19 protein-coding genes are annotated in these 18,505 nt (G+C 69.6%); 10 read left to right on the top strand and 9 right to left on the bottom strand.

The window, feature by feature from the left end; translation table 11 throughout:
• Nucleotides 1-280 precede the first annotated feature (280 nt).
• Nucleotides 281-1,255 carry a COX15/CtaA family protein gene (locus DEI96_RS09845; protein WP_051596734.1) on the bottom strand — a complete coding sequence of 325 codons (975 nt, stop codon included), beginning with the start codon at nucleotides 1,253-1,255 and terminating at the stop codon, nucleotides 281-283.
• A 251-nt stretch (nucleotides 1,256-1,506) separates the two neighbouring features.
• On the opposite strand from DEI96_RS09845, the gene sufB reads away from it, so the two are divergent.
• Genes sufB through DEI96_RS09820 form a run of 5 tightly spaced genes read left to right on the top strand, consistent with a single transcriptional unit; the run spans nucleotide 1,507 to nucleotide 5,722 of the window.
• A complete protein-coding gene (gene sufB, locus DEI96_RS09840; RefSeq protein ID WP_071403757.1) occupies nucleotides 1,507-2,925 on the top strand; it encodes a Fe-S cluster assembly protein SufB in 1,419 nt (472 codons plus the stop codon).
• Entirely contained in the window at nucleotides 2,926-4,236 is a 1,311-nt protein-coding gene (gene sufD, locus DEI96_RS09835; protein WP_181440511.1) for a Fe-S cluster assembly protein SufD, read from the top strand.
• On the top strand, nucleotides 4,236-4,562 hold the full coding sequence (locus tag DEI96_RS09830) for a non-heme iron oxygenase ferredoxin subunit (protein ID WP_084740352.1): 327 nt from the start codon (nucleotides 4,236-4,238) through the stop codon (nucleotides 4,560-4,562). The genes sufD and DEI96_RS09830 overlap by 1 nt, the downstream gene beginning before the upstream one ends.
• A 57-nt stretch (nucleotides 4,563-4,619) precedes the next feature.
• Nucleotides 4,620-5,393, top strand: coding sequence for a Fe-S cluster assembly ATPase SufC (sufC, locus tag DEI96_RS09825; protein ID WP_111023033.1), 774 nt, complete (start codon nucleotides 4,620-4,622; stop codon nucleotides 5,391-5,393).
• Nucleotides 5,393-5,722, top strand: coding sequence for a metal-sulfur cluster assembly factor (locus DEI96_RS09820; protein WP_017887270.1), 330 nt, complete (start codon nucleotides 5,393-5,395; stop codon nucleotides 5,720-5,722). The genes sufC and DEI96_RS09820 overlap by 1 nt, the downstream gene beginning before the upstream one ends.
• Nucleotides 5,723-6,023: 301 nt before the next feature.
• Here the strand turns inward: DEI96_RS09820 and DEI96_RS09815 are convergent, their stop codons facing one another.
• Nucleotides 6,024-6,623, bottom strand: coding sequence for a biotin transporter BioY (locus DEI96_RS09815; RefSeq protein ID WP_111023032.1), 600 nt, complete (start codon nucleotides 6,621-6,623; stop codon nucleotides 6,024-6,026).
• Nucleotides 6,624-6,738: 115 nt separating this feature from the next.
• On the opposite strand from DEI96_RS09815, the gene DEI96_RS09810 reads away from it, so the two are divergent.
• Nucleotides 6,739-8,337, top strand: a complete 1,599-nt coding sequence (locus tag DEI96_RS09810) for an ABC-F family ATP-binding cassette domain-containing protein (RefSeq protein WP_071403762.1) — start codon at nucleotides 6,739-6,741, stop codon at nucleotides 8,335-8,337.
• A gap of 488 nt (nucleotides 8,338-8,825) precedes the next feature.
• Here DEI96_RS09810 and DEI96_RS09805 read toward each other — a convergent pair whose 3' ends face one another.
• Genes DEI96_RS09805 through DEI96_RS09795 form a run of 3 tightly spaced genes read right to left on the bottom strand, consistent with a single transcriptional unit; the run spans nucleotide 8,826 to nucleotide 10,536 of the window.
• Nucleotides 8,826-9,809, bottom strand: a complete 984-nt coding sequence (locus DEI96_RS09805) for an SURF1 family cytochrome oxidase biogenesis protein (protein WP_111023031.1) — start codon at nucleotides 9,807-9,809, stop codon at nucleotides 8,826-8,828.
• The gene (locus tag DEI96_RS09800; protein WP_372439414.1) at nucleotides 9,806-10,114 is read right to left on the bottom strand and encodes a hypothetical protein; all 309 of its coding nucleotides are present in this window, start codon (nucleotides 10,112-10,114) and stop codon (nucleotides 9,806-9,808) included. The genes DEI96_RS09805 and DEI96_RS09800 overlap by 4 nt, the downstream gene beginning before the upstream one ends.
• Entirely contained in the window at nucleotides 10,114-10,536 is a 423-nt protein-coding gene (locus DEI96_RS09795; RefSeq protein ID WP_111023030.1) for a DUF3099 domain-containing protein, read from the bottom strand. The genes DEI96_RS09800 and DEI96_RS09795 overlap by 1 nt, the downstream gene beginning before the upstream one ends.
• A 165-nt stretch (nucleotides 10,537-10,701) precedes the next feature.
• Between DEI96_RS09795 and fabG the strand changes: the two genes are divergently transcribed.
• A complete protein-coding gene (fabG, locus tag DEI96_RS09790) occupies nucleotides 10,702-11,415 on the top strand; it encodes a 3-oxoacyl-ACP reductase FabG (RefSeq protein ID WP_027465673.1) in 714 nt (237 codons plus the stop codon).
• A gap of 12 nt (nucleotides 11,416-11,427) precedes the next feature.
• On the opposite strand, the gene serB is transcribed toward fabG, so the two are convergent.
• Nucleotides 11,428-12,066 carry a phosphoserine phosphatase SerB gene (serB, locus tag DEI96_RS09785; RefSeq protein WP_111023029.1) on the bottom strand — a complete coding sequence of 213 codons (639 nt, stop codon included), beginning with the start codon at nucleotides 12,064-12,066 and terminating at the stop codon, nucleotides 11,428-11,430.
• Between the two features lie 99 nt (nucleotides 12,067-12,165).
• Nucleotides 12,166-13,407 (bottom strand): glucose-1-phosphate adenylyltransferase, encoded by a 1,242-nt coding sequence (locus tag DEI96_RS09780; RefSeq protein WP_111023028.1) that lies wholly within the window; start codon nucleotides 13,405-13,407, stop codon nucleotides 12,166-12,168.
• Nucleotides 13,408-13,454: 47 nt separating this feature from the next.
• Here DEI96_RS09780 and glgA point away from each other — a divergent pair, with 47 nt between their 5' ends.
• From glgA to DEI96_RS09765, 3 genes are all read left to right on the top strand, one after another.
• A complete protein-coding gene (glgA, locus tag DEI96_RS09775; protein WP_111023027.1) occupies nucleotides 13,455-14,654 on the top strand; it encodes a glycogen synthase in 1,200 nt (399 codons plus the stop codon).
• A 9-nt stretch (nucleotides 14,655-14,663) separates the two neighbouring features.
• A complete protein-coding gene (locus DEI96_RS09770) occupies nucleotides 14,664-15,446 on the top strand; it encodes an ABC transporter ATP-binding protein (RefSeq protein WP_111023026.1) in 783 nt (260 codons plus the stop codon).
• Between the two features lie 102 nt (nucleotides 15,447-15,548).
• The gene (locus tag DEI96_RS09765) at nucleotides 15,549-15,797 is read left to right on the top strand and encodes a type B 50S ribosomal protein L31 (RefSeq protein WP_017887280.1); all 249 of its coding nucleotides are present in this window, start codon (nucleotides 15,549-15,551) and stop codon (nucleotides 15,795-15,797) included.
• Between the two features lie 184 nt (nucleotides 15,798-15,981).
• Here DEI96_RS09765 and DEI96_RS09760 read toward each other — a convergent pair whose 3' ends face one another.
• Together DEI96_RS09760 and treS are read right to left on the bottom strand one after the other, a co-directional pair.
• On the bottom strand, nucleotides 15,982-16,728 hold the full coding sequence (locus DEI96_RS09760; RefSeq protein WP_244993108.1) for a 3'-5' exonuclease: 747 nt from the start codon (nucleotides 16,726-16,728) through the stop codon (nucleotides 15,982-15,984).
• A 35-nt stretch (nucleotides 16,729-16,763) separates the two neighbouring features.
• Nucleotides 16,764-18,473 carry a maltose alpha-D-glucosyltransferase gene (gene treS, locus DEI96_RS09755; RefSeq protein ID WP_017887282.1) on the bottom strand — a complete coding sequence of 570 codons (1,710 nt, stop codon included), beginning with the start codon at nucleotides 18,471-18,473 and terminating at the stop codon, nucleotides 16,764-16,766.
• Nucleotides 18,474-18,505: the final 32 nt, after the last annotated feature.

Raw genomic sequence — 18,505 nt, 5'->3', positions numbered from 1 at the left:
GCGTCCTGCGTCGGGCGCGAGGCGGCCTGGAGGCACGGTGCGGGCCCGCCACGGGCCTCCCGTCCGGCGTTGCCGCCGTCGGCCGCGGGGCGGACGCGAGCCGCTGCGGACCGCGCGTGGTGCGGATGTCGAGCGACGAGGTCGATGTCGTGCGACGTCGGCGGTGTCGTTCCGCGTCAGCAGCGTGGCCCAGCCGTCCACCACGAACGCGACACCCCACGAGTCGAACGACTCGTGGGGTGCCGGAGAACGGGTGTCGAGCGCGCGACGCGCCCGGGCGTCAGGCGTCGATGGGTTCCCGGACGGCGTCTCGGCCGGCCGAGGCCCGCGTCGACAGCACCACGGCGGTCACCGCACCGACGAGCAGCCCGGCGAGCACCATGTGCGTGCCGACGAGCCCGACGGGCAGACCCGTGCGCGCCTGCGTGAGGCCGACCGCGATCTGCAGGAACTCGACGACGAGCAGCAGCAGCGGCCACTTGCTCGGTCGGCCCAGGCGGACGGCTCCGATGACGAGCACCAGGGTCAGGGCGAAGAGGGCGTACGCGGGCCAGGCGTGCACGTGCTCCATGACCGCGGGGTCGAACCCGGTGCGGTGCAGACGCCCACCGTCGACCGCGGCGTCGGCTCCGGCGTGCGGGCCGCTGCCGGTGGTCAGGATGCCGACGAGGACGGTCACGACGACGGCGGCGACGGTGCCGCGGACGACACCCGTGTACCAGCCGGGAACGAGCCGCTGGGCGGTCCGCGGGCCGTGCGTCGTGCGGTAGACCAGCGCAGCGGTCACCGAGGTGAGCGCGGCGGAGACGACGAAGTGCAGCCCGACCACGAATGGGTTCAGGTTCGTCCACACGCTCATGCCGCCGATGACGGCCTGCACCGGGATCGCGACGCCCTGAGCGAACGCGAGCCAGAAGAGTTCGGGGCGCGTGCGGAGCATCCGGACGACCGCCAGGAACATCGCGACGGCCACGATCACGAGCACGAAGGTGAGCAGACGGTTGCCGAACTCGATGATGCCGTGGATGCCCATCTCCGGCGTGGAGACGAGCGAATCCGCCGTGCACTTGGGCCAGGTGGGGCATCCGAGGCCCGAGGCGGTGAGGCGCACGAGGCCTCCGGTGCCGATCAGCACGACCTCGACCACGAAGGACGCCCAGGCCAGTGCGACCACGCGACGGTCGACCACGCGGGGGAGCGACCACCACCGTCCGGTCCGGAGATCCTGCTCGACGGGGGATCCGACGCGTGTCACGAGGGTGGTGCCTTCCTGTTGTTCCGTGCAGTGAACCTGTAGGATTCGAGGGTTCAGCAGCAGTCAAGTCTAGGCAGGCGCCGGCTCCGAATGGGCCGAGATCGCCGATCAACCCACGGACTGCGTGGAACCATTGTCGTTGCGAGGGAGCAGCACCCGGTCCGCATGTCAGCGGTCTGCGGTGGAATGGCGTCCAGACGCCACGGGTTCACACCTGTAACGCTGTCCCGCGAGAAGGAAACGAGGAGACCATGTCCGACGTGCTCATCGACCGTCCCGAGCTCGAAGGGCTCGGCCAATACGAGTTCGGCTGGTCCGACTCCGACTCGGCAGGGTCCTCCGCCCGTCGTGGGATCTCGGAAGAGGTCGTCACCGACATCTCGAACCTCAAGGACGAGCCCGAGTGGATGCTGAAGAACCGCCTCAAGGGGCTGTCGCTCTTCGGCCGCAAGCCGATGCCGACGTGGGGTGCCGACCTGACGGGCATCGACTTCGACAACATCAAGTACTTCGTGCGCTCCACGGAGAAGCAGGCGCAGTCGTGGGAGGACCTCCCCGAGGACATCCGTGCGACCTACGAGAAGCTCGGCATCCCCGAGGCCGAGCGCCAGCGCCTCGTCGCCGGTGTCGCTGCGCAGTACGAGTCCGAGGTCGTCTACCACCAGATCCGCGAGGACCTGGAGCAGCAGGGCGTCATCTTCATGGACACCGACACGGCGCTCCGTGAGCACCCGGAGCTGTTCGAGGAGTACTTCGGCACCGTGATCCCGGCCGGCGACAACAAGTTCGCCGCGCTGAACACGGCCGTCTGGTCCGGTGGCTCGTTCGTCTACGTCCCCAAGGGTGTCCACGTCGAGATCCCGCTGCAGGCCTACTTCCGGATCAACACCGAGAACATGGGCCAGTTCGAGCGGACGCTGATCATCGCGGACGAGGACTCGTACGTCCACTACATCGAGGGCTGCACCGCCCCGATCTACAAGTCCGACTCGCTGCACTCGGCCGTCGTCGAGATCATCGTGAAGAAGAACGCCCGCGTTCGGTACACGACGATCCAGAACTGGTCGAACAACGTCTACAACCTCGTCACCAAGCGTGCGATCGCACACGAGGGGGCGACGATGGAGTGGATCGACGGCAACATCGGGTCCAAGGTCACGATGAAGTACCCGTCGATCTACCTCGCCGGCGAGCACGCCAAGGGCGAGACGCTCTCCGTCGCCTTCGCGGGCCCCGGTCAGCACCAGGACGCCGGCGCGAAGATGATCCACATGGCGCCGTACACGACGTCCTCGATCGTCTCGAAGTCGATCGCCCGTGGTGGCGGTCGTGCGGGCTACCGCGGTGAGGTCCGGGTCGACCCGGCCGCGCACCACGCCGCCAACACCGTGCGCTGCGACGCCCTGCTGGTCGACACGATCAGCCGGAGCGACACCTACCCGGCGATCGACATCCGTGTCGACGACGTACAGCTGGGACACGAGGCCACGGTCTCGCGTGTCAGCGAGGAGCAGCTCTTCTACCTCATGTCCCGCGGCATGGCCGAGGACGAGGCGATGGCGATGATCGTCCGTGGCTTCATCGAGCCGATCGCCCGCGAGCTCCCGATGGAGTACGCACTCGAACTCAACAAGCTCATCGAGATGAGCATGGAAGGATCCGTCGGCTAGATGTCCAGCACCACCCCTCCCCACATCGACCAGCCGATCGAGCCCGCTGCCGCAGCGCAGGGCGGCACCCAGCACGGCGCCGGAGCACACTCCGACGGCGGCTGGGACGCCCCCGACAAGAAGGTGCCGGTCCAGACCCGCTCCGAGCGGTTCCAGTCCGGCGACGTCGAGGCGTTCCCGAAGGTCACCGGCCGAGAGGTCAACTGGAAGTTCGCGCCGCTCGCCAAGCTCCAGCCGCTGCTGGACGGCGCGCTCGACGGATCCGCCTATCCGTACCTCGCCCGTCAGTCCGAGGGTGCCGACGTCGAGTGGGGTCGCAGCGACGACCCCCGCGTCGGCTCCGCCGGCCTGCCCGAGGACCGCGCGTCGGCCGCAGCCTGGACTGCCCGTGACGCGGTCCTGGCGATCACGATCAAGGCCACCGAGGCACACGAGTTCATCACCGTGACCCGCTCCGACTTCGGGTCGCAGCCCCGCGCTGCGCACACGGTCATCACGGCCGAGCCGAACGCCCAGGGCATCGTCGTGCTCGACAACCGCGGCAGCGCCTTGCTGAGCGAGAACATCGAGATCGTCGCGCAGCAGAACGCACGACTGACCGTCGTCAGCCTGCAGGACTGGGACGACGACGCCGTGCACGTCTCGACCCACTTCGCCGAGGTCGGCCGCGATGCCTTCCTCAAGCACGTCGTGGTTTCGCTCGGCGGCGACGTCATCCGCGTCAACCCCTCCACGCACCTCGGTGCGCAGGGCGCCGACACGGAGATGTACGGCGTGTACTTCGCCGACGCCGGCCAGTACATCGAGCAGCAGGTCTACGTGAACCACGACGCGCCGAACACGCGCGGTCGGGTCAACTACAAGGGCGCGCTGCAGGGCCAGGGCGCGCACACCGTCTGGATCGGCGACGTCCTGATCGGCCGCGCCGGTGACGGCACCGACTCGTACGAGCAGAACCGCAACCTCGTGCTGACGGACGGCACCCGTGCCGACAGCATCCCGAACCTCGAGATCGAGACGGGCAACATCGAGGGCGCCGGCCACGCGAGTGCGACCGGTCGCTTCGACGACGAGCAGCTGTTCTACCTGCAGTCCCGCGGAGTCCCGGAAGAAGAAGCCCGGCGCCTCGTCGTGCTCGGCTTCCTGGTCGAGGTCATCCAGAAGATCGGTGCGCCCGAGCTCGAGGAACGCCTCATCGCCGCGGTCGAGCAGGAGCTGGCCGAGGGCCGTTCGGTCATCGCTGCACCGGCCGAGGCGGGCGACGCACAGGCCGCCGCCGCGCAGTCCGACGGCGCGGAGGCCACCGCCTGATGGCCGAGAAGGTCTGCGCCGAAGCCGACATCGCGGTGGACAGCCCGATGCGGGTGGTCGTCGACGGCACGGCGGTCGCGATCGTGAAGGACTCGTCCGGCACGGTCCACGCCATCGGCGACACCTGCACGCACGGCGACATCTCGCTGGCCGAGGGCTTCGTCGAGGGTGACTCGCTGGAGTGCTGGGCCCACGGGTCCCGCTTCTCACTGGCCACCGGCAAGCCGCAGAACTTCCCGGCCTACGAGCCCGTCCCGGTCTTCCGGGTCGAGGTCCGCGACGGCGACGTCTACGTCGACGTGCAGGACGTCGTCCCGGTCGACTGAGCACCCCCAACACTTCCCGCGGCTGACGCCGCACACAGCTGCAACCGAAGGAACGCAATGTCCACTCTGGAAATCCGTGACCTCAAGGTCTCGATCGACACCGATCAGGGCACCAAGGAGATCCTGAAGGGTGTCGACCTCACCATCAACGAGGGCGAGATCCACGCGATCATGGGGCCGAACGGCTCCGGCAAGTCCACCCTGGCGTACACCATCGCCGGTCACCCCCGGTACCACGTCGTCGGTGGCACCATCACCCTCGACGGTGAGGACGTCCTCGCGATGAGCGTCGACGAGCGTGCCCGTGCGGGCATGTTCCTGGCGATGCAGTACCCGGTCGAGATCCCGGGCGTCACGGTGTCGAACTTCCTCCGCACCGCCAAGACGGCGATCGACGGTGAGGCTCCGGCGCTCCGTGGCTGGATCAAGGAACTCCGCCAGTCGATGGCCGACCTGAAGATGGACTCGTCGTTCGCCGAGCGCAACGTCAACGAGGGCTTCTCCGGTGGCGAGAAGAAGCGCCACGAGATCATGCAGCTCGAGCTCCTCAAGCCGAAGTTCGCCGTCCTCGACGAGACCGACTCCGGCCTCGACGTCGACGCGCTGAAGATCGTCTCCGAGGGTGTCAACCGCGCCAAGGCCGCGACCGGCCTCGGTGTGCTGCTCATCACGCACTACACGCGCATCCTCCGCTACATCAAGCCGGACTTCGTGCACGTGTTCGTCGCCGGCAAGATCGCGGAGCAGGGCGGCCCCGAGCTCGCCGACCGCCTCGAGAACGAGGGCTACGACCGCTACGTGCAGGTCGCCGCCGCCGAGGCGCAGGCCTGATGATCGCCGCACTCGCCCCCGACAAGTTCGACGAGGTCGTCGAGGGCCTGAAGGAGGTCCAGGACCCGGAGCTCGGCGTGAACATCGTCGACCTCGGCCTGATCTACGACCTCGCCTGGGACGACGACGCCAACGCGCTCGTCATCAGCATGACGCTCACGAGCGCCGGCTGCCCCCTGACCGACGTCATCGAGGGTGACACCGCGAACGCCCTCGACGGCATCGTGGACGCCTTCCGGATCAACTGGGTCTGGATGCCGCCGTGGGGTCCGGAACGGATCACCGACGACGGGCGCGAGATGATGCGCGCCCTCGGGTTCGCGATCTAGTCGCGACCCACCTCGGACGGGAGGCGCGGTGCCAGCTGGCACCGCGCCTCCCGTCCGTCTGTGCGCACCCCACGCGCGGGGCGCGCCGCCGATCGGTCGTGACCGCCCGCTCACGTTCGCCGCGTGGTCACGTTCTGTCGGCTGACGGCGCGCCAGGCGACGGAATGTGACCACTCGGCGTCCGGGCGGCGGGGAGTCGTGACCGCACCGACAGGCCAGTCACCCACACCGGACGCAGCCCACGCACCGGACGCAGAACGGCCCCGCACCGATCGGTGCAGGGCCGTTCCCGTGCGAGGTGTCAGCGGCGGCCGACGGCCTTCCACGCGAGCGGCAGGATGCCGGCGGCGATGAGGGCCTTGGCGATGCCACCGACGATGAACGGGTACAGGCCGGCAGCGAGCACCGACTGGACGTCGTTCGGGGCGCCGAGCTGGCCGAGCGCCACGGCCAGGTACGGCAGGCCGGTCACGAACGGGATCGCGCTCGCGAGCAGCATCGCGACCGCGGCGCGGCCGACGTGGCGGTCCCAGTTGCGACGGGCGAGCCAGCCGACGAGCCCGGCGGCGGGGATGAAGCCGATGACGTACCCGAAGCTCGGCAGGGCCAGGGCCTGCAGGCCGCCCTGCATGTCGGCGAAGAACGGGGCACCCGCGAGTCCGGCGACGGCGTAGACGAGCAGCGAGAGCATGCCGCGGCGTGCGCCGAGGGTCGCGCCGACGAGCACGACGGCCAGCGTCTGCCCGGTGATCGGGACCGGCCACATCGGGACCTCGAGCTGCGCCATCGCGGCGGTGAACAGGGCTCCGCCGGCGACGAGGGCGGCGTCGGTGGCCAGCCCGTGCGTGCGCAGACGGTCGGCGAGGACTGCGCGGGGAGCGAACCCGGTGGCGTTCGTCATGGATTCTCCTAGAATGGACTGCTGGTTCCGTTCGGAACCATCGGTCCCGTCAGCGTAGCGGTGCACCTCACGCACACACCGTTGTGCAAACCCACCAACTGATTGGACGTCCACTGTGCTTGCCGTGCACGAACTCGAGATCCGCGTCGGAGCTCGTCTCCTCATGGAAGACGTGTCCTTCCGTGTCGAGAAGGGCGACAAGATCGGACTCGTCGGCCGCAACGGCGCGGGGAAGACGACGATGACCAAGGCCCTCGCGGGCGAGACGCAACCCAACGGCGGCACGATCGACCGCGGCGGGGAGATCGGCTACCTGCCGCAGGACCCCCGCTCCGGCGACCCGGAGGAGACCGCGCGGAAGCGCATCCTCGACGCCCGTGGGCTCGGTGAGCTCGTGGAGGGCATCCGCCTCGCGACCCTCGACATGGCGAGCGACGACGCGGCCGTTGCCGAGAAGGCGATGCGCCGCTACAGCCGCCTGGACGACCAGTTCAACGCGCTCGGTGGCTACGCGGCCGAGGCCGAGGCGGCGTCGATCGCGTCGAACCTCAAGCTGCCGGACCGCATCCTCGACCAGCAGCTCAAGACGCTCTCGGGTGGTCAGCGCCGTCGCATCGAGCTTGCCCGGATCCTGTTCTCGGACGCCGAGACGATGATCCTCGACGAGCCGACCAACCACCTCGACGCCGACTCCGTCGTGTGGCTCCGCGAGCACCTGAAGACCTACCCCGGTGGCGTCATCATCATCTCCCACGACGTCGAGCTCGTCGACGAGGTCGTGAACCGCGTCTTCTACCTGGACGCCAACCGCCAGACCATCGACATCTACAACATGGGCTGGAAGCTGTACCAGCGGCAGCGCGTCGCCGACGAGGAGCGCCGCCGCAAGGAGCGCGCGGGTGCCGAGAAGAAGGCCGCCACGCTCAAGGACCAGGCCGCCCGGTTCGGCGCGAAGGCGTCCAAGGCTGCGGCCGCGCACCAGATGGTCGCGCGTGCCGACAAGCTGCTCGCCGGCCTCGAGGACGAGCGTGTCGCCGACCGGGTCGCGAAGATCCGCTTCCCCACGCCGGCCCCGTGCGGCCGCACCCCGCTGATGGCCGAGGGGCTGTCGAAGTCGTACGGGTCGCTCGAGATCTTCGCGGGTGTCGACCTGGCGATCGACCGCGGTTCGCGCGTGGTCATCCTCGGCTTCAACGGTGCGGGCAAGACGACGCTGCTGCGCATCCTGGCGGGAGCCGACCAGCCCGACACCGGCGAGATCCAGCCCGGTCACGGTCTGCGCATCGGGTACTACGCGCAGGAGCACGAGAACATCGACATCAACCGCACCGTGATCGAGAACATGGTGTCGGCGTCGACGGACCTCAACGAGACCGAGGCCCGTCGGGTGCTCGGCTCGTTCCTGTTCACGGGCGACGACGGCTACAAGAAGGCCGGCGTCCTGTCCGGTGGTGAGAAGACGCGTCTGTCGCTCGCGATGATCGTGGTCTCCGGCGCGAACGTCCTGCTGCTCGACGAGCCGACGAACAACCTGGACCCGGCTTCGCGCGAGGAGATCCTCAACGCCCTCGCTGGCTTCGAGGGTGCGGTCGTCCTGGTGTCCCACGACGCCGGCGCGGTCGAGGCGCTCAACCCCGAGCGGGTGCTGCTGCTGCCGGACGGCACCGAGGACCACTGGAACAAGGACTACGCGGAGCTCATCGAGCTCGCGTAGTTGCCGCGCGTGCGGGCGGGCGAGGCCCGTCCGCACGGCGCCGCGTTCGCGGTCCGGTGCGGCGTTGCGTGCTGGGTGCCCGTTTGTGGCGCTGCACGGTGCGCGGAAGCGCGCACGGGGTTGCGAGGTGCGCACGGTGCGGTCTGGAGGCTCGGTGCCGGTCGTGCGCCGCGCCTCCCGTCCGTACGGTGCCCGTTTCGCCATCCGGTGCGGCGTTGTGTGCTGGGTGTCCGCTTGTGGGGCTGCACAGTGCGCGGAAGCGCGCACGGGGTTGCGGGGTCCGCACGGTGCGGTCTGGAGGCGCGGTGCCGGTGGTGCGTCGCGCCTCCCGTCCGCACGGTTCCGGTTTTGCCATCCGGTGCGGCGTTGCGTGCTGGGCGCGCGCTTGTGGCGCTGCACGGTGCGCGGAAGCGCGCACGGGGTTGCGAGGTGCGCACGGTGCGCCGACGCGCACTCACGGACGCGCCACGGCCACACACGGCCGCGCGTCAGCGACGTGACGCGATGAGCTCGTCCTCGATCTCGGCGTCGGTCTTCGGCTTCGCGTTCTTGCGGCGTTCGCGCTCGAGGGCGCGCTCGCGCTCCTCGGGGTCGTCCTGGTTGAGGTTCCGGTACTCCTGCACCATCACGTACGCCAGGAACCCGAAGCCCCCGGCGGCGAACAGGAACCACTGGATGAAGTAGCTGAGGTGCAGCCCCGTGTCGGCGTTGGGACGCTCCCAGCCGAGCGGGCGGGCCTCGGTCGGGGCGGGGGACTCGGAGGCGAGCTGCCCGTACGCGCCCCTCCAGATCGGGTCGTCGACCTTGTTCGCCACGTCGGCCAGGGTCACCGACTGCACCTGGTCGGTGTCCTTCGGGTCGGAGCGGCCGGGGATGCGCGGTTCGCTCTGCTGCAGGCGGACGATCGCGGTGACCTCGCCCGACGGGGGAGCGGGCACGTGGTCGGGGGCGTCCTGGGCGTTGCCGGTCGGCACCCACCCTCGGTCGACGATGAAGGCGCGGCCCTCGGACGTGACCAGGGGCGTCAGGACCTCGAACCCGGGCTGCCCGTTGTGCACGCGGTTGCGCACGAGCAGCTGCGAGTCGACGTCGTAGCGGCCGGTCACGGCGACCCGGAGCCACTCCTGCTCGTCCTGCCAGCTCGAGGCCTTCGGCAGCGCCCGGTCGAGGGGGACGGGCGTGTGGTCGTAGTTCTGCGCGACCTGCTCGTTCTGCCGGACGGCCTCGTTGCGGCGGTCCCACTGCCACATGCCGAACAGTGCGCACACGATGGCGAAGGCGACGGCGATCGCGAAGTAGCCGAGCCAGCGGCGGCTCCGGACGAAGCGCCAGCCGACGAACGGTTCGTCGGGGTCCCGACCGGACGAGCCCGACCTGGCGTCGTCGGTCGAGCGGGACTCCGCCGCGGCGCGCTGCAGCTTGGCGGCGTGCTTGCGGCCGTACCGGGACTGCGGGTCGAAGCCGTCGGTCATCGCGAGGTGCCGGTGGAGCGCACCCCGACGTCGTTCTTCGGCGCCGCGGTCGCCTCACGCTCGTCGTCGAGGTGGTCGACGTCCTCGTGCATGCCGGTGACGCGCACCGGGAACGAGCGGGACCGCAGGTAGTCGGCGAGGAAGTCACGGTGTTCTTCGCAGGCTGCCCAGATCTTCACGCGGTCGATCGCGTGGATCCGGGGGTTGCGCCAGTTCACGCGCCACCCGGCCGTCGAGGTGCAACCAGCTCGCGAGCACACCGGGGTGGATCCCGGCTCGGTCTGCAGGTCGAACGTCGCACCCATCAGCGGGGTCCCCACATCTTCGATCGGTCGCCGTTGCGCTGCCACTCGTCCTGCGCGTGCTGCGCCTGCTGGCGGAGGCGGTCCTGCTCGTCGCGGTAGGCCTGGGCCCGGGCGTCCTCCTGCTGTTCGCGGAGACGCGGGTCGACGGCGTCGTAGAGCTCGATGGACCCGGCGGGGGAGATCATGTCGCTCTCGGTCCGGCTGCCGGCGTTCGCGATGACGACGGCGACCCAGGGGATCACCGCGGCGAGGACGATCGGGATGACCGCGACCCACGAGTGCCAGATCGAGTACACGAGCACGGCGGAGATGAAGAGGACCACTCGGATGGCCATCTGCCAGACGTAGCGGGACAGGCGGTGCGCCCGGTCCTGCTCCGGTGTGTCCGGCAGCGACGTGATGCTCGTGTGCGTGCTCTTCATACAGATGGTCTCCGTCTACCCGTGGTCAAGCCTAATCCCGCCGGACCGATCGTGGGTGCGCCGCGCGCGAACCGGCGGGGTGGTCCGCTCCGGTACGCTCGTCCGGGCGTGTCCGCCGGGTCCCCGGCACCGCGTGCCGAGCAGATCCCACCGAACGGAGCGACCATGAGCACCCCCCGTACCGTCCTCATCACCGGCGGCAACCGCGGCATCGGCCACGCGTTGGCCGAGCGGTTCGTCGCAGCCGGCCACCGGGTCGCCGTGACGTCGCGCAGCGGTCAGGGTGGTCCCGAGGGCGCGCTGACGGTGCAGGCCGACATCACCGACACGGCGTCCGTCGACGCCGCGTTCACGCAGGTCGAGGCCGAGCTCGGTCCGATCGAGGTCCTCGTCGCGAACGCCGGCATCACGAACGACCAGCTGCTCCTCCGCATGTCCGAGGACGACTTCACCAGCGTGGTCGACACGAACCTCACGGGCACCTTCCGCGTCGTCAAGCGCGCCACGAAGGGCATGATGAAGGCCAAGTTCGGCCGCATCGTGCTGATGTCGAGCGTCGTGGGCGCCTACGGCCAGATCGGCCAGGTCAACTACGCGTCCTCGAAGGCCGCCCTGGTCGGCATGGCCCGGTCGATCACGCGTGAGCTCGGCTCGCGCGGCATCACCGCCAACGTCGTGGCGCCCGGCTTCATCCAGACGGACATGACCGCCGCGCTCTCCGACGAGCTGCAGGCCGAGTTCAAGAAGGCGATCCCGGCCGCCCGCTACGGCACGGTCGACGACGTCGCGGACGCCACGCTGTTCCTGGCGAGCGACGGCGCCGGGTACGTCTCCGGTGCGATCATCCCGGTCGACGGCGGCCTCGGGATGGGCCACTAGCCCTCGGACTGATCAGCCGCGCAGGCCGAGCGTCGCGAGCACGGCGGACAGGTCCCGGTCGACGACCGCGACGTCCGCCTGCTCCCGCACGCGCGGCTTCGCGTCGAACGCCACCGACAGCGCGGCGACGCGCATCATCTCGAGGTCGTTCGCGCCGTCGCCGATGGCGATGGTCCGTGCCGGGTCGACCCCGTCGGCGTGCGCCCACTCGCGGAGCGCGACGGCCTTGGCGTGCGCGTCGACGACGTCGCCGAGCACGCGGCCGGTGAGCACGCCGTCGGTGACCTCGAGGCGGTTCGCCCGGCAGTGGTCGAGGCCGAGCTGCGCGGCGAACGGGTCGAGCACCTCGTGGAACCCGCCTGACACCACGCCGACGGTGCCGCCTGCGGCGTGCACCCCGCGGACGAGCTGGTCGGCGCCCCGCGTCACACGGACCGCCTGCTGTGCGCGGACGAAGACGTCTGCCTGGAGGCCCGCCAGGGTCGCGACACGCTCCCGGAGGCTCTCGGCGAAGTCGAGTTCCCCGCGCATGGCGCGCTCCGTGATCGCCGCCACCTGTGGCCGGGTCCCGGCGCTGTCGGCGAGCAGTTCGATCACCTCGTCCTCGAGGAGCGTGGAATCGGCATCGAGGACGACGAGGAAGCGGGGCACGTACCAACGGTACCGACTGACGGAGGCACGGCCGCGTCCGTGACGCGAGCCGTGCCTCCAGGCCGTCCGTCCGGGGCTGCGCCCCGGGTGTCTGCCTGCCTACGCGTCGACGCGGACGCCCTTGCCGACCACGGTGATGCCCGACTCCGTGACGGTGAAGCCGCGTGCCTCGTCGGCCTCGCGGTCGACGCCGACCTGCGCGCCCGGTGCGATGACGACGTCCTTGTCCAGGATGGCGCGGTTGACGACCGCCCCGGCGCCGATGGTGGCGCGCTCGAAGACGATCGAGTCGAGGACCTTCGCGCCGGAGTCGATCGAGCACCAGGGCCCGATCATGCTGCGCTCGACCTGCGCACCCGACACCAGGCAGCCGAGCGACACGAGCGAGTCCACCGTGGACCCGGTGTTGCCGTTGGCGTCGCGGACGAACTTCGCCGGCGGCAGGTTCGTCTGCTGGTTGAAGATCGGCCAGTCCTGGTTGTACAGGTTGAAGACCGGGACCGGGGCGATGAGATCCATGTGGGCGTCGAAGAACGAGTCGATCGTGCCCACGTCACGCCAGTAGTACTTGTCGCGGTCGGTGGACCCGGGGACCTCGTTGCGCTGCAGGTCGTACACGCCGGCGTCGCCGCGGTTGACGAAGTCGGGGACGATGTCGCCGCCCATGTCGTGCGCGGATGTCTCGAGCTGGCCGTCGCGCAGGACCGCGTCGACGAGGGCGTCCGCGTTGAACACGTAGTTGCCCATCGAGGCCAGGATCTCGCCGGGGGAGTCGGCCAGCCCGACGGCGTCCTTCGGCTTCTCGAGGAACGCGTCGATCTTCGTCGGGTCGTCGTCTGCCACCTGGATGACGCCGAACTGGTCCGCGAGCCCGATCGGCTGACGGATCGCCGCCACGGTGGCACTGCGGCCGGAGGCGATGTGCGCCTCGACCATCTGGTGGAAGTCCATCCGGTACACGTGGTCCGCACCGACGACGACCACGATGTCGGGGCGTTCGTCGCGCAGCAGGTTGAGCGACTGCAGGATCGCGTCTGCCGAGCCGGCGAACCAGCGCTTGCCGAGCCGCTGCTGCGCGGGGACGGACGCGACGTAGGAGCCGAGCAGCCCCTCCATGCGCCACGTCTCCGCGACGTGCCGGTCGAGACTGTGCGACTTGTACTGCGTCAGGACGACGATCTTCTGCAGACCGGAGTTGACCAGGTTCGACAGTGCGAAGTCGATGAGACGGAAGTTGCCGCCGAACGGGACGGCGGGCTTCGCGCGATCGGCCGTGAGCGGCATGAGTCGTTTGCCCTCGCCGCCGGCGAGCACGATGCCGAAGACCTTCTTTGGTGCCATGCCGCTCACAGTAGGCGTCAGCACTGGGAACCGGTTACGTTGAACCAGTGCGAGTCGATCTGCTGACCAGGGAGTATCCGCCGGAGGTCTACGGCGGAGCGGGTGTCCACGTGTCCGAACTCACCGCCGCGTTGCGGTCGGGGACGGACACGGAAGTCCGTGTCCGGGCCTTCGGGGCCTTCCGTGACGAACCCGACGTGTGGGGCTACCGGACCCCGGACGGCCTCGGTCAGGCGAACGGCGCGCTGCAGGCCCTGGGCACCGACGTGGCCATCGCGGCCGACGTCGAGGGTGCCGACCTCGTGCACTCGCACACCTGGTACGCGAACTCCGCGGGCCGGATCGCGCAGCTGACCTACGGCATCCCCCACATCGTGACCGCCCACAGCCTCGAGCCCCTCCGCCCGTGGAAGGCCGAGCAGCTCGGCGGCGGCTACCGCCTGTCCAGCTGGATGGAGCGCGAGGCGTTCGAACACGCCGACGGCGTCATCGCGGTCTCGAAGGCCATGCGTGCGGACATCCTGCGCTCGTACCCGTCGATCGACCCGGCGAAGGTCCACGTCGTCTACAACGGCATCGACATCGATGCGTGGAAGCCGACCGTCGACGAGGACGCCGTGCGCGCCCTCGGCATCGACCCGACCCGCCCGAGCGTCGTGTTCGTCGGACGCATCACCCGGCAGAAGGGCCTGCCGTACCTGCTCCGCGCCGTGGCGTCGCTGCCGTCCGACGTGCAGATCGTGCTGTGCGCCGGCGCGCCGGACACCCCCGAGATCCTGGCCGAGGTCACCGATCTCGTCGAGGGTCTCCGCGCGGAACGTGAAGGCGTCGTCTGGATCGACCGGATGCTCGCGCACCAGGAGATCGTGAACGTGCTGTCCTCGGGCACCGTGTTCGTCTGCCCGTCGGTCTACGAGCCGCTCGGCATCGTGAACCTCGAGGCCATGGCGTGCGGCATCCCCGTCGTCGGCACCGGCACCGGGGGCATCCCCGAAGTCGTCGCCGACGGGCTCACCGGCCGCATCGTCCCGATCGACCAGGTGCAGGACGGCACCGGCACCCCGACCGACCCCGACCGCTTCGTGGCCGACCTCGCCGCGACCCTCACCGAGGTGCTCGCCGACGAGGGGCTGGCGAAGCTCATGGGACGCGCCGGACGGCTCCGTGTCGAGACCGAGTTCACCTGGGACGCGATCGCCACCAGGACACGGCAGGTCTACGACCGGGTGCTCGGCCAGAACCCGTAGGCTGGTCGCATGCCCTCGGTCGTGCGCTTGTCAGACGTCTCCGTGGTCCGCAACGGGGCCACCATCCTCGACGCGATCTCGTGGGAGGTGCAGGACGACGAACGCTGGGTCGTGCTCGGCGCGAACGGCGCCGGCAAGACGACGCTGCTGCAGGTCGCCGGTGCCCAGACGTTCCCCACCTCGGGTGACGTCGAGGTGCTCGGGACCGAACTCGGCGGTGCCGACCTGTTCGAGCTCCGCCCGCGCATCGGCTTCGCGTCGACCGCGTTGGCCCGTCGCATCCCGGTGACCGAGAAGGTCATCGACGTCGTGCTCACCGCGGCGTACTCGGTGACGGGCCGCTGGAACGAGGAGTACGAGGAGCTCGACGTCCGCCGTGCGCAGCGCGTGCTCGAGGAGTGGGGCCTGGGGTCCTTCACCGACCGCACGTTCGGCGACCTGAGCGACGGCGAGCAGAAGCGCGTGCAGATCGCCCGTGCCGTGATGACCGACCCGGAGATCCTGTTCCTCGACGAACCGGCCGCGTCGCTCGACCTCGGCGCCCGTGAGAGCCTCGTCCGCACCCTCGGCGGCTACGCCCAGAGCGCCGACTCGCCGGCCATCGTCATCGTGACCCACCACGTCGAGGAGATCCCGGCCGGCTTCACCCACGCGCTCGTCCTCGCCGACGGCAACGTGCAGGCCGCCGGCCCCATCGACGAGGTCCTGACGGACCAGACCCTGACCGAGGCGTTCGGCATCGACCTCTCGGTCACCAAGGACGCCGGTCGCTACACGGCACGCGCCGCGTAGCGCTGCGATCCCGCCGTCTCTCTGGTATCGTGGACGGCTGGCGCAAGCCGACGACTTCCCGCGCAGTTCGCGCAATCCCATCACCGCTATCGAGGAATCTCCATGAAGACCGACACCCACCCCGAGTACCGCGCCATCGTCTTCCGCGACCTGGCCTCCGGTGAGACGTTCCTGACGCGTTCGACCGCGAACAGTGACAAGACCATCGAGCTCGACGGTGCGACCTACCCGGTCATCGACGTCGAGATCTCGTCCGCTTCGCACCCGTTCTACACGGGCAAGCAGCGCATCCTCGACTCGGCCGGTCGCGTCGAGAAGTTCAACCAGCGCTTCAAGGGCTTCAGCAAGTAAGCAGCCCCCACGCAACGCCCACGGGCGGTCCTCCTCCGGGAGGGCCGCCCGTTCGCGTTGTGCGGCGCGGGCCGTGCGGTGGAGAGCTCGTGGCGCAGCATCCCGGCGCACAACCAAAGTGTGTCGGCGCCGCGTTCTCGCGCGGTTCGCATGGACTTTGGTTGTGCGGCGATCGCCAGCGCGGTCAGGCGCCGTTGCGGTGGGGCCAGCGGCCGTCGGCGGTGAACGTCGGGTCGCGCTTCTTGCGCATGTAGTCCTGGAACGAGGCGGCCTGCTCGGCGCACCATCCGACCTGCTTGCGGTGGAGTTCTTCGGCGGAGATCCCGAGCTCGTCCGGGAACTTGCCCGCGATGGCCTGGGCGACACGCCCGGCAGCGATCGCGTCGGCACCGGCGTCGTGCGCGTCGTCGAGGGTGACGCCGTAGAGCTCGGACGCGGCCTCGAGCGTGCGCTTGCCCTTGCGGAAGGTGTCGAGCGCCTTGTCGATCACCAGCGGGTCGACGACGTTGCCGATGACTGGCGAGGCGAACCCGTGCCGTTTCGCCTCGCGGTCGAGGACGGTGAGGTCGTACGGGGCGTTGTAGATCACCAGGGGGATGCCCCGGGCGAACACGGCCTCGATCGCGGCGATGATCTCGGCCACGACCTCGGCCGCGGGACGCCCCTCGGCCTGGGCGCGCTCGGTGGTGTAGCCGTGCACGGCGGCGGCGCCCTCCGGGATCGGGACGCCGGGGTCCGCGATCCAGGCACCCTCGACGATGGAGGCCCCGGTCATGTCGATGAGCCCGACGTGGGCGGTGACGATGCGGGCCGTCTCGACGTCGACCCCGGTGGTCTCGAGGTCGAAGACGCCCAGCGCGTGCCACCAGGGCCGACCCGTGAGGTCCTGGGACGGAGCGGGCGCGTCGAGCTGTGCTGTGGGGAACGTCACGCGGTCAGGCTAACGGGACGCACCGACACCCCCGACTACCGGGTCGGCGCGCCGACGTGCAGCCAGTAGAACGACTGCGTGCCCATGGTGAGCGTGACGGTGCCGTCCTCGTCGAACGACGGGAACGAGCTGCCGCCGAACAGGTCGTAGAGCGGGCGCCCCGCGAACTCCGGCGCGGAGATCGTGACCGAGGTCGGGTTCGTCGCGAACGAGAACACGCACAGGACGTCCTCGGCGGACGGCCCGAACTGCTGCCCGGAGCCCTCCCACGAGCGGACGAAGGCGAGCACCGAGTCGTTGGAGGTCTCCTGCACGTTCAGGGAGCCGAGACCGAACACCGGGTGTGCCTTGCGGGTGTGGATGACGTTCCGGACCCAGTGCAGCAGCGAGCGCGACTGGGCGAGCTGCGCCTCGACGTTGACCTGCGCGTAGTTGTACACGAGTGACTGGACGACGGGCAGGTAGAGCTTGCCCGGGTCGGCGGTGGAGAAGCCGGCGTTGCGGTCCGGCGTCCACTGCATCGGCGTGCGCGACGAGTCGCGGTCCGGCAGCCAGATGTTGTCGCCCATCCCGATCTCGTCGCCGTAGTACAGGAACGGCGAACCGGGCAGCGAGAACAGCAGCGCGTGGATGAGCTCGAGCTCCGCGCGGGAGTTGTCGAGCAGGGGAGCGAGGCGTCGGCGGATGCCGATGTTCGAGCGCATCCGCGGGTCGTAGCCGTACCAGCCGTACATCGCCTGCCGGTACTCCTCGCTGACCATCTCGAGCGTGAGCTCGTCGTGGTTGCGGAGGAAGACGCCCCACGCCGCGCTGGCCGGCACGTCGAGGGTCTCGGACAGGATCGCCTTGAGCTCGGCGGCGTGCTGGGCACGGAGCGAGTAGAAGATGCGCGGCATCACCGGGAAGTCGAACGCCATGTGGCACTCGGGCTCCTCGTCGGTCCCGAAGAACGCCGCCGTCTCGCGCGGCCACTGGTTGGCCTCGGCCAGGAGCACGCGCCCGGGGTACTCGTCGTCGACCATCGCGCGGAGCTTCTTGATGAACTCGTGGGTCTCCGGCTCGCCCTCGCCGTTGCCCTCTTCCGACTCGAACAGGTACGGGATCGCGTCGAGCCGCAGCCCGTCGACGCCCATGTCGAGCCAGTGCCGGACGACGTCGTAGATCGCCTCGATGACCGCGGGGTTCTCGAAGTTCAGGTCCGGCTGGTGCGAGAAGAAGCGGTGGAAGAAGAACTGGCGTCGGACCGGGTCGAAGGTCCAGTTGGACTCCTCGGTGTCGACGAAGATGATGCGGATGTTCGAGTAGTCCTCGTCGGTGTCCCGCCAGACGTAGAAGTCGCCGTAGGGGCCGTCCGGGTCCTCGCGGGACTGCTGGAACCACTCGTGCTGGTCGCTGGTGTGGTTGATCACCATGTCGATCACGATGCGCATGTTCCGCTCGTGCGACTTCGTCACGAGCTCGCGGAAGTCGTCGAGCGTGCCGAACTCCGGCAGGATCGCCCGGTAGTCGGCGATGTCGTACCCGCCGTCGCGCATCGGCGACTGGAAGAACGGCGGCAGCCACAGGGCGTCCACGCCGAGCCACTGCAGGTAGTCGAGCTTGCCGATCACGCCCTGGATGTCGCCGATGCCGTCTCCGTTGGAGTCGACGAACGACCGGATCATGCACTCGTAGAAGACCGAGCGCTTGTACCACTGCGGGTCGAGCGTCAGGCCGGGCAGCTGGATCGGGGCTGTGAAGGTCACCGTGCTCCTCGTCGTCATCGACGGACCGGTCG

The sequence above is a fragment of the Curtobacterium sp. MCLR17_031 genome, from assembly GCF_003234775.2.
In the GTDB taxonomy this organism is placed as follows: Bacteria; Actinomycetota; Actinomycetes; order Actinomycetales; family Microbacteriaceae; genus Curtobacterium; species Curtobacterium flaccumfaciens.
The sequence above is the reverse complement of the archived record's forward strand: the minus strand, read 5'-3'. Positions and strand labels throughout refer to the sequence as shown.

Excerpts from the sequence above, each read along its gene's own strand:
- sufB (WP_071403757.1), top strand. The coding sequence starts at position 1,507 with ATGTCCGACGTGCTCATCGACCGTCCCGAGCTCGAAGGGCTCGGCCAA.
- sufD (WP_181440511.1), top strand. The coding sequence starts at position 2,926 with ATGTCCAGCACCACCCCTCCCCACATCGACCAGCCGATCGAGCCCGCT.
- DEI96_RS09830 (WP_084740352.1), top strand. The coding sequence starts at position 4,236 with ATGGCCGAGAAGGTCTGCGCCGAAGCCGACATCGCGGTGGACAGCCCG.
- sufC (WP_111023033.1), top strand. The coding sequence starts at position 4,620 with ATGTCCACTCTGGAAATCCGTGACCTCAAGGTCTCGATCGACACCGAT.
- DEI96_RS09820 (WP_017887270.1), top strand. The coding sequence starts at position 5,393 with ATGATCGCCGCACTCGCCCCCGACAAGTTCGACGAGGTCGTCGAGGGC.
- DEI96_RS09815 (WP_111023032.1), bottom strand. The coding sequence starts at position 6,623 with ATGACGAACGCCACCGGGTTCGCTCCCCGCGCAGTCCTCGCCGACCGT.
- DEI96_RS09805 (WP_111023031.1), bottom strand. The coding sequence starts at position 9,809 with ATGACCGACGGCTTCGACCCGCAGTCCCGGTACGGCCGCAAGCACGCC.
- DEI96_RS09800 (WP_372439414.1), bottom strand. The coding sequence starts at position 10,114 with ATGGGTGCGACGTTCGACCTGCAGACCGAGCCGGGATCCACCCCGGTG.
- DEI96_RS09795 (WP_111023030.1), bottom strand. The coding sequence starts at position 10,536 with ATGAAGAGCACGCACACGAGCATCACGTCGCTGCCGGACACACCGGAG.
- fabG (WP_027465673.1), top strand. The coding sequence starts at position 10,702 with ATGAGCACCCCCCGTACCGTCCTCATCACCGGCGGCAACCGCGGCATC.
- DEI96_RS09780 (WP_111023028.1), bottom strand. The coding sequence starts at position 13,407 with ATGGCACCAAAGAAGGTCTTCGGCATCGTGCTCGCCGGCGGCGAGGGC.
- DEI96_RS09770 (WP_111023026.1), top strand. The coding sequence starts at position 14,664 with ATGCCCTCGGTCGTGCGCTTGTCAGACGTCTCCGTGGTCCGCAACGGG.
- DEI96_RS09765 (WP_017887280.1), top strand. The coding sequence starts at position 15,549 with ATGAAGACCGACACCCACCCCGAGTACCGCGCCATCGTCTTCCGCGAC.